The sequence below is a fragment of the Arthrobacter sp. efr-133-TYG-118 genome (assembly GCF_030209755.1).
Lineage (GTDB): Bacteria > Actinomycetota > Actinomycetes > Actinomycetales > Micrococcaceae > Arthrobacter.
Genome location: NZ_JARVRH010000008.1, coordinates 69,900 through 82,791, shown reverse-complemented (window position 1 = coordinate 82,791; position 12,892 = coordinate 69,900). Strand labels below are relative to the sequence as shown.

At 64.2% G+C, this 12,892-nt stretch carries 11 protein-coding genes; 6 read left to right on the top strand and 5 right to left on the bottom strand.

The features are described from left to right. Positions 1–31: 31 nt before the first annotated feature. The 5 genes from QRN59_RS07520 to QRN59_RS07500 all read left to right on the top strand — a co-directional run bounded on the left by QRN59_RS07520 (position 32) and on the right by QRN59_RS07500 (position 5,928). Positions 32–1,411 carry a cryptochrome/photolyase family protein gene (locus QRN59_RS07520; RefSeq protein WP_284981900.1) on the top strand — a complete coding sequence of 460 codons (1,380 nt, stop codon included), beginning with the start codon at positions 32–34 and terminating at the stop codon, positions 1,409–1,411. 239 nt (positions 1,412–1,650) lie between these two features. After that, positions 1,651–3,150: a CoA-acylating methylmalonate-semialdehyde dehydrogenase gene (locus QRN59_RS07515; RefSeq protein WP_234752725.1), complete on the top strand. Its 1,500-nt coding sequence runs from the start codon at positions 1,651–1,653 to the stop codon at positions 3,148–3,150. Continuing rightward, positions 3,150–4,196: an enoyl-CoA hydratase/isomerase family protein gene (locus QRN59_RS07510; RefSeq protein ID WP_284981897.1), complete on the top strand. Its 1,047-nt coding sequence runs from the start codon at positions 3,150–3,152 to the stop codon at positions 4,194–4,196. Before QRN59_RS07515 ends, QRN59_RS07510 begins: the two co-directional genes overlap by 1 nt. Further along, positions 4,189–5,109 carry a 3-hydroxyisobutyrate dehydrogenase gene (gene mmsB / locus QRN59_RS07505; protein ID WP_284981895.1) on the top strand — a complete coding sequence of 307 codons (921 nt, stop codon included), beginning with the start codon at positions 4,189–4,191 and terminating at the stop codon, positions 5,107–5,109. The genes QRN59_RS07510 and mmsB overlap by 8 nt, the downstream gene beginning before the upstream one ends. A 39-nt stretch (positions 5,110–5,148) precedes the next feature. Beyond that, a complete protein-coding gene (locus QRN59_RS07500; RefSeq protein ID WP_284981893.1) occupies positions 5,149–5,928 on the top strand; it encodes an enoyl-CoA hydratase in 780 nt (259 codons plus the stop codon). Positions 5,929–5,941: 13 nt separating this feature from the next. Here the strand turns inward: QRN59_RS07500 and QRN59_RS07495 are convergent, their stop codons facing one another. From QRN59_RS07495 to QRN59_RS07475, 5 genes are all read right to left on the bottom strand, one after another. Beyond that, positions 5,942–6,769, bottom strand: a complete 828-nt coding sequence (locus QRN59_RS07495) for a sulfurtransferase (protein ID WP_284981891.1) — start codon at positions 6,767–6,769, stop codon at positions 5,942–5,944. 75 nt (positions 6,770–6,844) lie between these two features. Then, complete coding sequence (locus tag QRN59_RS07490) at positions 6,845–7,351, bottom strand: MarR family winged helix-turn-helix transcriptional regulator (protein WP_284981964.1); 507 nt, start codon at positions 7,349–7,351, stop codon at positions 6,845–6,847. 26 nt (positions 7,352–7,377) lie between these two features. Further along, on the bottom strand, positions 7,378–9,093 hold the full coding sequence (locus QRN59_RS07485) for an AMP-binding protein (protein ID WP_284981889.1): 1,716 nt from the start codon (positions 9,091–9,093) through the stop codon (positions 7,378–7,380). Positions 9,094–9,344: 251 nt separating this feature from the next. Then, positions 9,345–10,166 (bottom strand): NAD(+) synthase, encoded by an 822-nt coding sequence (gene nadE, locus QRN59_RS07480; protein ID WP_284981887.1) that lies wholly within the window; start codon positions 10,164–10,166, stop codon positions 9,345–9,347. A 158-nt stretch (positions 10,167–10,324) separates the two neighbouring features. Continuing rightward, positions 10,325–11,347: a LacI family DNA-binding transcriptional regulator gene (locus QRN59_RS07475; protein ID WP_284981885.1), complete on the bottom strand. Its 1,023-nt coding sequence runs from the start codon at positions 11,345–11,347 to the stop codon at positions 10,325–10,327. A gap of 185 nt (positions 11,348–11,532) precedes the next feature. Here QRN59_RS07475 and QRN59_RS07470 point away from each other — a divergent pair, with 185 nt between their 5' ends. Then, on the top strand, positions 11,533–12,888 hold the full coding sequence (locus QRN59_RS07470; protein ID WP_284981884.1) for an ABC transporter substrate-binding protein: 1,356 nt from the start codon (positions 11,533–11,535) through the stop codon (positions 12,886–12,888). Positions 12,889–12,892 lie beyond the last annotated feature (4 nt).

Sequence of the window (12,892 nt, the reverse complement as noted above, 5' to 3'; positions counted from 1 at the left end):
GACCTTTGCGCAAGAAGTCCAAGGGGGATGAGTGAAGCCGTCAATCGTGTGGTTCCGGGACGACCTCCGGACCACGGACAACCCGGCGCTACGGGCGGCAGCCGACGACGGTGCAGTAGTCGCGCTTTATGTCTTCGACGAGGAATCACCTGGGATCAGGCCGCTCGGTAGCGCTTCCCGCTGGTGGCTGCATCATTCCCTGCTCACCCTTCGCGAAGACCTTGAGGCACTCGGTGTTCCGCTCCTGCTGCGCCGCGGACCGGCGGCGGAGATTGTCCGGAAAACCGCGACGGCGATGGGTTCCGGATCGCTGTACTGGAACCGCCGTTACGGCGAGCCAGAGCGAATAGTCGACGCCGGCATCAAGGCCTGGGCGCGCGAGTCCGGGATGCACGCGGAGAGTTTCCAGGCCTCCTTGCTGCACGAACCGTGGGCCGTCACCACGAAGCAAGGCGGACCCTTCAAGGTCTTCACGCCATTTTGGCGGACCGTGTCCGGGATGGATTTCCGTGAACCGCTGGAAGCTCCGGAACCGGGCCGGGGATTCTCCGGCCGGCTCCCTGAGTCCGAGGAATTGGACACGTGGGGATTGCTGCCGCGGAACCCCGACTGGTCGGACGGATTGTCCGAAAGCTGGCAGCCGGGTTCGGCCCAGGCGCATGAGCTTCTTGACGACTTCGTGGAGCACGGGCTGGCGGACTATTCGGTGAACCGGGATCGTCCGGACCTGCCGGGCAGTAGCCGGTTGTCGCCCTTCTTGCGCTGGGGGCAACTCAGCCCGTTCGAGGTGTGGCATGCGCAGCAGGGCCGGCGTCGGGAACTGGGCGACGGCGCGGCCGTCTTCGCCTCGGAACTCGGGTGGCGTGAATTCTGCTGGCACCAATACTTCCATCACCCGGACTTGGCAACGGCCAATTTGCGACCCGGGTTCGACCACTATCCGTGGGCTTGGCCGGGTAGCCAGGGTGCAGAAGCCGAGGAGGGTGCCACCCTCCTTCGCGCATGGCAGGAAGGCCGCACGGGGTTCCCCATCGTGGACGCAGGCCAGCGGCAATTGTGGCACACAGGATGGATGCACAACCGGGTCCGCATGGTTTCCGCCAGCCTCTTGGTGAAGAACCTTGGCATCCACTGGCAAGTGGGCGAGCAATGGTTCTGGGACACCCTGGTGGATGCCGATCCTGCGTCCAATCCTGCGAACTGGCAGTGGGTTGCAGGTTCCGGTGCGGACGCCTCGCCCTTCTTCAGGATCTTCAATCCGGAAACCCAGGCCAAGAAATTCGATCCCCACGGCAGCTACGTTGGCCAGTGGATCCCGGAACTGACCACGGCGGACTATCCGGAGCCGGTGGTGGACCTTAAAACCTCGCGTCGGGAGGCGCTGGATGCCTACGGCTCGCTGCCTCGTTGAACCGGGCCACCACTAACGACCACCTTTGCCCCCCGCCGCAGACCGGCACATCCCCGCCCGCGGCGAGTTCCGGCGTCGGGCACTTCCAAATGTGGTCGGGTGTTGAGGGCCGCGGCCGAAGCGCTCTAGAAATTAGTAGGAAGTCCGAGTATATTCGGTGCAAAGAGGTCCTGGAGCGCAGTCGGACATGTGCCTTCGAGGCCGATGGCGGGCATTCCCCCTATGCAAAGGAGCATTCCATGGTGCGCGAACTTTCCCACTACATCGACGGCCAAAGAGTCGACGGGACCTCCCCACGATTCAGCGACGTCTACAATCCCTGCACCGGCGAGGTTCAGGCGCGGCTTCCCCTGGCCAGTGCTGACGAGGTCAGGAACGCCATTGCGAGCGCGGAGAAAGGCCAGCTGGAATGGGGCGCCATGAACCCGCAGCGCCGCGGCCGGATCCTGCTGAAGTTCGTGGACCTAGTCAACGAACACATGGACGAACTCGCTACGCTCCTTTCCTCCGAGCACGGCAAGACCTTCCCCGATGCCAAAGGTGACATCCAGCGTGGCATCGAGGTGGTGGAGTTCGCCGCCGGTGCCCCGCACCTGCTCAAGGGTGAATTCTCGGACAACGCCGGCACGGGCATCGACGTCCACTCACTGCGCCAGCCCCTTGGGGTGGTCGCGGGCATTACGCCTTTCAACTTCCCGGCCATGATTCCACTCTGGAAGTCCGGCCCCGCCCTGGCTGCCGGCAATGCCTTCATCCTCAAGCCTTCGGAGCGCGACCCGTCCGTGCCGCTGCGCCTGGCAGAACTATTCACCGAAGCGGGATTGCCGGACGGCGTCTTCAACGTCATCAACGGCGACAAAGAAGCAGTGGATACCCTCCTTGAGGATCCGCGGGTGAAGGCCATCGGCTTCGTCGGAAGCACGCCGATTGCCCAGTACATCTACGCCACGGCCGCGGCCCACGGGAAGCGCGCCCAGTGCTTTGGCGGCGCCAAGAACCACATGGTGATCATGCCCGACGCCGATCTCGACATGGCCGCGGATGCCCTTATCGGTGCCGGGTTCGGCTCCGCCGGGGAGCGTTGCATGGCGATCTCGGTGGCTGTGCCTGTTGGCCAGGAGACAGCGGACCAGCTCGTCTCCAAGCTGCAGGACCGCATCAAGGGCCTGAAGGTGGGGCCCAGCCTGGCCGCGGATTCGGACTTCGGGCCTGTAGTGGCCGCCTCGGCGAAACATCGTATCGAGGGGTACATCCAAGCGGGCGTCGACCAAGGCGCCACGCTCGTCACCGATGGACGCGACCTGAAGGTGGACGGCTACGCCGGAGGCTTCTGGGTTGGCCCGACCCTCTTCGACAACGTCACGAAGGACATGTCCATCTACAAGGAGGAGATCTTCGGCCCGGTCCTGAGCGTCCTCCGCGCAGCCGACTACGAAGAAGCACTGCGGCTCTGCTCCGAACACGAGTTCGGCAACGGCGTCGCGATCTTCACCCGTGACGGCGACGCTGCCCGCGACTTCGCGAGCCGCGTCGAAGTGGGCATGGTGGGCATCAACGTTCCCATTCCAGTCCCGATTGCCTACTACACCTTCGGCGGCTGGAAGGCCTCGGGCTTTGGCGACCTCAACCAGCACGGCGCGGACGCCTTCCGCTTTTACACCAAGACCAAGACGGTCACCACCCGCTGGCCCTCGGGCATTCGCCAGGGCGCCAGCTTCGTGATGCCGGCCGGCAGCTAATGGCCGAGGTCCTGTTCGAGAAGCGCGGCCACCTCGGCGTCATCACGCTGAACCGACCCAAGGCCGTCAACGCACTCACCGCCGGGATGGTGCACGCCATGCTGGAGCAGCTCACCGCATGGGCGGACGACGACGCCGTCAAAACGGTTTTGGTGCACGGCGCCGGGGACCGGGGACTTTGCGCCGGTGGGGACATCGTGGCGATCTACGACGACATCCTGCGCCATGGCGACCAAACCGCGGATTTCTGGGCTGCGGAGTATCGGTTGAACTCGCTCATTGCCCGGTACCCGAAGCCTTACGTCGCCTTCATGGACGGGCTGGTCCTCGGCGGCGGAGTCGGGATCTCAGCCCACGGCTCCGTCCGCGTGGTCACCGAGCGGACCCGTACCGGCATGCCGGAAACCACCATTGGTTTCGTGCCCGACGTCGGCGGAACCCTTCTGCTGTCCCGCTCACCGGGCGAGTCCGGTACCCACGCAGCCCTCACGGGCGCCCACTTGAGCGGGGCTGACGCCCTGTTCCTGGGGCTCGCGGACCACTTTGTGCCGTCCGAAAGCCTGCCCGCGCTCGCGGAAGCGTTGGAAAGCTCGACGGCGGAAGCCGCCGTCGGACGCTTTGTGCAGGAGCCGCCGGCCTCGGCGCTGTCCGGTCAGCGGGAGTGGATCGATGAAACCTATGCTTCCGACGACGCCGAGGAGATCGTCGCCAGGCTGCGCGCCGCGGGCGGGGACGCCGCTGCAGCTGCTGTCACGATCGAGGCGAAGTCGCCTACAGCCGTGAAAGTCGCCCTGGAATCGTTGCGGCGCGTCCGGGGGCTCTCCCTTGAGGAGGCCTTGGAGCAGGAATACCGCGTTGGCGTGCGGTGCCTGGCCGGGCCGGATTTCCGGGAGGGCATCCGCGCGCAAGTGGTGGACAAGGATCGCAACCCACAATGGAAGCCAGCTTCCCTGGCGGAGGTGTCGCCGGCCGCCGTCGAGGGCTTCTTCGCCTCGCTCGGCGACCGTGAACTCAAACTTCATTCAAAGGAGTCCGACCATGTCTGACGCAGTTTCCGGCACCATCGCTTTCCTCGGCCTTGGCCATATGGGCGGTCCCATGGCTGTGAACCTTGTCAAAGCAGGGCATCAAGTGGTCGCGTACGATCCCGTGCCGGCAGCGCTTGAGGCAGCCCGTGAACACGGCATTGCCACGGTGGATTCCGCTCCGGAGGCCGTTGCCGGGGCATCCGTTGTCCTGACTATGCTGCCCAGCGGCAAGCACGTCCTGGACGCCTACCGGGGAGTGGACGGAGCGCCCGGCCTGCTCTCGGTGGCTGCGCCGAACACATTGTTCCTGGACTGCTCCACCATCAACGTCGACGAGGCCCGAGAGGCCGCAGCCATTGCCTTGGAAGCCGGCCACCGCTCCGTGGACGCGCCCGTTTCCGGAGGCGTGGTGGGTGCCGAAGCCGGAACCCTGACCTTCATGGTGGGGGCGCTGCCCGAGGACTTCGAAACAGTGAAGCCGATCCTGGAACTCATGGGCCGGAGGATCGTGCACTGCGGAGACCACGGAGCCGGGCAAGCCGCCAAGGTCTGCAACAACATGATCCTGGGCGTTTCCATGATTGCCGTCAGCGAGGCGTTCGTCCTGGGCGAGAAGCTGGGCCTGACGCACCAAGCGTTGTTCGATGTCGCCTCCAACGCCTCGGGGCAGTGCTGGGCGCTGACCACCAACTGCCCGGTTCCCGGACCGGTTCCCACGAGCCCGGCCAACCGCGACTATCAGCCCGGATTCGCTGGCGCGCTCATGGCGAAGGACCTGCGGCTCGCGGTCAACGCGCTTGAGAGCACCGGAGTGGACGGGCAAATGGGGCACCTGGCATCGCAGATCTACGATGCTTTCGCGGCCGAAGGCGGAGCCGGGCGCGACTTCTCCGGCATCATCACGGACATCCGGGACAAGTCCGCCAAGTAGCCTTGGCGGGTAGGTCAGTTACGACAAAAGGGGCACGGCTTGGCGCAGCAGTACGAAAACATCCTGGTGGAACTCCGTGGACGGGTGGGTTTGGTGACGCTGAACCGGCCGAAGGCACTCAACGCGTTGAACCAGGCCACCATGAACGAGATCGTGGCGGCCGTGTCGGACATGGATGCGGATCCCGGGGTGGGTGCCGTGGTGATCACCGGCTCGGAAAAGGCCTTCGCCGCCGGTGCCGACATCAAGGAAATGGCATCCAAGGGGTATATGGAAATGTATGCCGCCGACTGGTTCCGCGCCTGGGAAAACCTCACGCGCCTGCGCATTCCCGTCATTGCCGCAGTGTCCGGCTTTGCCCTGGGCGGGGGCTGCGAACTTGCCATGATGTGCGATTTCATCATTGCCGGGGACAGCGCCAAGTTCGGTCAACCGGAAATCAACCTCGGTGTCATTCCCGGCATGGGCGGCTCGCAGCGGCTGACCCATGCCGTGGGCAAGGCCAAAGCGATGGACATGATCCTCACTGGGCGGTTCATGGACGCCGAGGAAGCCGAGCGGGCAGGACTTGTTTCCCGCGTCGTGCCGGCCGATTCCGTGGTGGAGGAGGCTCTGAAGGCCGCCGAAGTGATCGCGTCGAAGTCCAAACCGGTTGCCATGGTGGCCAAGGAAGCCGTCAACGCAGCCTTCGAAACCGGCCTGTCCCAGGGCGTTTTGTTTGAGCGCCGGATCTTCCACTCACTGTTCGCCACCGAGGACCAAAAGGAAGGCATGGCAGCGTTCACCGAGAAGCGCCAGCCGGAGTTCAAGCACCGTTGACCACCGGGCCCAGTTACGCGGGCCCGAGCTCGACCGGGTATTCGAGCGCGTGGCCGTATTGGGACCACCCGCCGGTGAAGAGCCTGCCGTGTCCAAGACCGGCATGCTCCAGTGCCAAAAGGTTGTGGCAGGCCGTTACTCCGGAGCCGCAATAGCTGATCACGTTCTCCGCCGATGTGATGCCTGCCGCGGCGAAGATGTGCAACAACTCTGCTTTGCTGCGCAGCTTCCCGGAGGTGTCCAGGTTCTCCCTGCAGGGGACGTTCCTCGCGCCGGGCACATGCCCGGGCCTTGGATCGATGGGGTCCTGCTTGCCCTCGAAGCGGTCGCGGTTGCGTGCGTCCACCACGAGGCTTGTTGCGATTGGGAGTTCGTGGATCTCCGCCAGGCGATTCGTGGGCCACGGTTGTGCGGTGAAATCGCCGGTGGGCCTCGAAGGATGTTCGGTTTCCAGGGGCCCTTCGTAGCAGGCCATCCCGCCATCCAGAATGGCCGAGCTATGGCCTGTGGCGCGCAGCATCCAGACTAAGCGTGCAGCGATGACCCCGCCGGCGTCGTCGTAGGCCACCACGATGTCATCGTCGCTGATTCCCGATTCCCGCATCCCAACGGCAAAATCATGGGCCGCGGGCAACGGGTTTCTTCCCTCGAGTGGCGATCCCTCACTCGAGAGCCATCGATCAAGGTCGACAAAAACTGCTCCGGGGATGTGCCCGCGGTCGTACGCCTCCCGGCCCGAGCGCCCGTCGAGGTACCAGCGCACATCGGCCAGCACCACGCCGCGACGATTTTGGGAGAACCATTCGAGGTCGACAAAAGGTTCCACACCTGAACTCTGCATGGCCACAACACTAAACGAGCGTCTCAATATTCGATATGAATATCTCAAAATATGGACAAACGAAACCAATGAGGATCAGTCCGTAAAGTCCCCCGCCGCCTTGCGGAAGTCTCCCAGCACGCGAATCAGATGCTCGACGTCGTCGTCCCCGAAACCGGACTGGCCGAACACCTCGTTGTTGAGTGCCGTCGTCGCGCGCTTCGCGAGCGTGCGGCCCTCCGCGGTGAGCTCGATCAGCGTGGTGCGCCCGTCAGTGGGGTGCGGGGAGCGGACCACCAGGGCTGCCTTCTCGAGGCGGTCGACGGCGTTGGTCACCGACGTCGGATGCACCTGGAGCAGCGCGCTGGCTTTGTTCATGGGCAACGCGCCGCTGCGGGCGAAGCTGAGCAGCGCCAAGAGCTCGTAACGCGCGAAGGTCAGGCCGAACGGCTTCAACACGCCCTCGATCCGGGCCAACAGGATCTGCTGCGTGCGCATGATCGCGGTGATGGCCGCCATGGGCGCGGCGACTTCACCCCAGCCGTGGCGTTCCCAGTTTCGCTGGGCGTCGGCGATGGGGTCGCGGGGGAGCGGGCTGCCCACGGTGCCTCCTGACATTGATTGGCTGCCTATTCTTTCAGATTCGGGAACTCGTCCTCGGTGTACTCGACGCCCAGGCCTGCGGGCAGCGGGCCGTCGCCGTGGCGGGCCACCTCCGTGCCTCGAAGTTCGACACGCCGGATCTTGCCGGAAATCGTCTTGGGCAACTCGCCGAATTCGAGCCGACGGATGCGCTTGAACGGCGCCAGGTGCTGCCGGCAGTACCTGAGGATGTCCTCAGCCACGGCCGGACCGGGCTCGTACCCTGCGGCGAGCACAACGAAAGCTTTAGGCACCGAGAGCTTCACCGGATCCGGAGAGGGCACGACGGCGGCCTCCGCCACTGCGGGATGTTCGATCAGGACGCTTTCGAGTTCGAAAGGGGACAAACGGTAGTCGGAGGACTTGAAGACGTCGTCGCCGCGGCCCACATAGGTAATGACGCCGTTCTCATCCCGGCTGGCCATGTCGCCCGTGTGGTAATAACCGTCACGGAAAGCCTCGGCCGTCTTTTCCGGGTCGCCGAAGTAGGACTTCATGAGCCCCACGGGGCGGGGGTCCAAGCGCAAGCACAGCTCGCCGTCGTCGGCCTCTTCGCCAGTGGCAGGGTCAACAAGCACGACGTCGTAGCCCGGCAGCGGCCGTCCCATCGAGCCGGTCTTGACCGGCTGGCCGGGGGTGTTGGCGACCTGGACTGTTGACTCCGTCTGGCCAAAACCGTCTCGGATGGTCTGGCCCCAGGCCCTCTCCACTTGCCCGATCACCTCGGCGTTGAGGGGCTCACCCGCCGAAACCACCTTGGTGGGCGGGGTCTTGAGCAGGGTCAGGTCCGCCTGGATGAGCATGCGCCATACGGTGGGCGGGGCGCAGAAACTCGTGACGCCTTCACGCCCCATCTGTTCCATGAGTGCCTTGGCATCGAAGCGATCGTAGTTGTAGACGAAGACGCAGGCCTCGGCGATCCACGGCGTGAAAACGTTGGACCACGCGTGCTTGGCCCAGCCGGGGGAAGCCACATTGAGGTGGACGTCTCCGGGTTCCAGTCCGATCCAATACATCGTGGAGAGGTGCCCCACGGGATACGAGGTGTGGGTGTGCTCCACCAGCTTCGCCCGCGACGTGGTGCCCGAAGTGAAGTAGAGGAGCATGGTTTCGTCGGCGGCGGTGGGGGCATCCGGCACGAACACGGTCTCCGCGGAATCCGCTTCGGCATACTGGAGGGCATTGGCGGTCTGGCCGTCACCCACTTCAATGAGGGTGTAGTCGCCCGGCACCTCGGCGAACTTGGCAATGTTGGCGCTCCCGACGGCGGCCCAGCGGGCGCCCCCGCGCTCCACGCGATCCGTGATGTCGCGCGGACCCATGAGCGTGGTGGTGGGAATCAAGACCACGCCGAGTTTGATCCCGGCGAGCATGAGTTCCCACAGTTCCACTTGGTTGCCGAGCATGATGATCATGCGGTCGCCACGCTGGACGCCCTTGGATCGGAGCCAGTTGGCAAGCTGCGAGGAGCGCGCGGAGAGCTCGGCGAAGCTGCGGCGGGCGGAACTGCCGTCCTGCTCGACGATCACCAGCGCAGGGTTGTTGGCCGTGCCGGGGTTATCCGCGATCTGGTCGAACCAGTCGAGTGCGAAGTTGAACTCGCTGAAACGGGGCCACTGGAAGTCGCTGTGTGCCTGGGCGTAGTCGGTGCGTAGCTCAAGGAGCCGGTCGCGGGCTGCGCGGAAGTCGTCGGTGACTGTCATTGTCTGCCTTTCGCCCTGCGTGGATGGGTGAGCGCCGACCGGGAACGAGCTGGCCGTGTGATCCGCCTCACCAGCAATATACTAGGACATCCAAGGGTTTGGAAGGGGCAGCGTGGCGCGGATGCGTCCCGTCACGCCGGGCAGACTTTTACGGGATTACGACGGCGGCGCCCCCGCCACGGCGCGGCTGACCGCCGTCGTGCGCTGCAAAAAGTCGCCCAGCGTGACGGCGGCGCCGGTTCAGGCGACGGCTACTTCCACCACGTGTCAAAAATCGTGACCGGAACAGTGCGCTTGTGCCGCGTGCGCAGGTACTTCTGCTCGATGGTTTCCGCCACCTGGTCGGAGACTTCACGGCCTTCGAGGTAGTCGTCGATCTGGTCATACTTGATGCCGAGCTCGTCTTCGTCGGTGCGGCCGGGCTTGCCGTCCAGGAGGTCGGCCGTGGGGACCTTGTCCCAAATGCGGGACGGGGCGCCGAGCTCCGCGAGGAGTGCACGGTTCTGCCGCTTGTTGAGGCCGAAGAGCGGCAGGATGTCCGCGCCGCCATCGCCGAACTTCGTGAAGAAGCCGGTGACGGATTCGGCTCCGTGGTCGGTGCCGATCACCAAGTAGTTGTGCTCGCCGGCGAGGGCGTACTGGGCGGTCATGCGGGCCCGGGCCTTCGTGTTGCCCTTGTGGAAATCCGAGATGCGCGCGCCCGTGGTCTTTTCGAACTCATCCTCGAAGCCGTCGACAGCCCGGGAGATGTTGAATGTCCATTCCGTCTTGGCCTGGATAAAGTCCAGCGCGGCCTGGGCGTCGTCCTCATCGTGCTGGGTGCCGTAAGGGAGCCGGACCGCTACGAAATTGGCCTCCACGCCCTCGGCCGCAAGCTCTTCGACTGCCAGCTGGGCAAGCCGACCGGCGAGGGAAGAATCCAGCCCGCCGGAAATGCCCAGGACAAAGCCCTTGGTGTGCGTGGCCTTGAGATATTCCTTCAGGAAGGTGACGCGTTTACGGACCTCCTCGGCAGGGTCGATCCGGGGCTGGACGCCCATTTCCGCAATGATCGTGGCCTGGAGTGTGCGCATGTCCCCAACACTAGTAACCAGCACTTGAAACACTCAACTGTGTCACCCCATGTGTTGCCGGGAACGCCTGTCCCCACCCAACTGACTCGCAGTTGTTGTCGTTATGAGGCTCCAAAACGACAACAAATGCGAGCTAGTTGGGCGCGCCCGCGGCACGTTCAGCGCACCGGCGCGGCGCCCGTCGATGCCCGGACCGTGAGGTGGGTGGGCATGACTGCCAAGCGCCGGCTGGTGCCGCCGTACTGGGGATTCAGCCGGGACAGGAGCATGGAGACTGCCACGCGCCCGGCTTGTTCGATGGGAGACGCCATGGTGGTGAGGGGAGGGTTGCAGAAATCGGCTCCGAAGATGTCGTCGCAACCGACGATGCTCATGTCGTCGGGCACCCGGATACCGCGTTCGCGCAGCCGCTGCAGCATCCCGATGGCCAGCAGGTCATTGAAGACGATGCATGCCGTGGCCCCGGTGTGTACCGCGGCGTCCGCTGCAGCCGCTCCGGATGTGGTCTTGGGTGCGAACGGTCCCACGCTGAATGTGGTCAGCTTCCGTTCCGTGGTTTCTTCCTGGAAAGCTTGCCAGCGCTTGGCGTTGGACCAGGAGGTGGCCGGGCCCCCCACGAAGCAAATCCGTGAATGTCCCAGCGAGACCAGGTGCTCCAGCGCCTGGATGATGGCCGACGGCGTATCGATCACCACGGTGGGTGCAATTGCCGGGGCCCGGTTGATGGTGACCAGGGGCTGCTGTGCCGCCGCTTCGGCCAGCTGTGCATCCGTCAGGCGGGATGCGGCAAGGATGAATCCGTCGGCTGAACGGCGCATCTTCTGCAGGGCATCGGCCTCCATCTCCGCTGATTCCTCGGTGTCTACGAGCAGTTGCGTGTAGCCGGCGGCCTTCAACTGGTGCTGCGCCCCCCGGATGATGTCGAAGTAGAACGGATTGGTGATGTCCGGAACCAGGACTGCAACGGTCTGGGTGCGTCCGGAGCTGAGCCCGCGGGCCTGGGAGCTTGGAATGTAATTCAATTGCGCGGCTGCTTCTTCGATCCGCTCGCGCGTCACACGGTTCACCCTCCCGGGATTGCTCAGGGCTCTCGAGACTGTTGAGGTTGCCACTCCCGCGAGTTCCGCGACGTCGCGGATCGTGGGCTGCTTGCCCGGTGACTGGAGCTGGAGTTCTGCCATCGTCTAGGTGTTCCTCATCTGCCGCAGCCGCTCAACAGTGAGTGACTTGTCCCACAATTGCAGCACCGATGACAATTTTTGGCAATCGCTTGTCATCCTTGTTGCGCATGCCTAGACTCGGAGAAATCACCCGATGTGACGCGCACCACGCCAATGAGGCCCATCGGGCTCCAGGGAGGAAAACAATGAAGTTTGCATCGTCCGCCAAATTTGCCGCTGTTGCCGTAACAGCCGCCCTAGCTTTGACCGCCTGTGGAGGCGGCAGCACCAGCTCCGGGGGGAGCGCCGGGCCCGTTGACGGGAAGGGCAAGAAGCTGAGCGTCCTGGTCAACTCCAGCGCCGCCTATCCCGCCCAGCAGAAGCAATGGTTCACCGACATTGCGGCCAAGTTCAAGGCGCAGACCGGTGCCGACGTCCAATTCGAAACCTTCGCTTCGGCCAACGATGAACTGACCCGCATCCAGACGTCCGTCGTCTCCGGACAGGGACCTGACGTCTACAGCCTCGGTACCACCTTCACGCCCACCGCGTATGCAACCAAGGCCTTCGTGACGTTGTCCGACGACGACTGGAAGAAAGTAGGCGGGAAAGACAAGTTCAACCAGGCTGCCCTTGGAATTTCCGGCCCGGACGCCCAGCACCAAGCGGGCATTCCCTTTGTCAGCCGGCCGTTCGTGATGGCCTACAACAAGGACATCCTGAAAGCGGCCGGGATCGACAAGCCCGCCACCAGCTGGGACGAGCTTGCAACCCAGGCCAAGAAGATGACTGATCCGTCCACGGGCACCTTCGGCCTGGCCACCGGGTACAAGGACAGCTTTGACCCCTGGAAGTTCATCTGGGCGATGTCCGTCCAGGCAGGTAACCCGCTCGTGGACGGCAAAACGCTCAAGCTTGATGACCCGGCCGTCAAGAAAGCCTACGAGACGTATTTCGGCTGGCTTACCAAGGACAAGGTAGTCGATCCGGCTTCCATCGGGTGGAGCAACAGCAATGCCGTTGCCGCCTTTGCCTCGGGCAAGGCCGGATACCTCATGATGACGACGTCGAGTTCCCTCCCGACTCTCGACAAGTCGGCTGTCGCGGGAAAGTACGCCTACACGGCCATGCCGACGACGGCCCCGGGCCAGTCGTCTCCGCAGGGCGACGCCGCGAATGCGGCCAGCATCCTGTCCGGTGACAACGTGGTTGTTGCCGACTACTCGAAGCAGAAGGACCTTGCCTTCGCTTACGTCAACCTGATCACGTCCAAAGATGAGCAGTTGAACTACCAGAAGATCTTCGGAGACCTGCCGGCCAACGCCGAAGCCCTGAAGGCTTTGAACAACCCTGTCCTCCAACCGGTTGCCGACACTGCAGCGAAGTCCAAGGCCACGCCGTTCACCGGCGCTTGGGGCGACATCCAGCTCGCCCTCCTCAATGTCGTGGTCCAGTCGATCCCCGACCTCTCCAAGGGTTCCGTGGACGACTCCAGCCTCCAGGCGCGCCTCAAGGACGCACAATCCAAGGGCCAGGCCTCACTTGACCGGGCATCGAAGTAAGTAG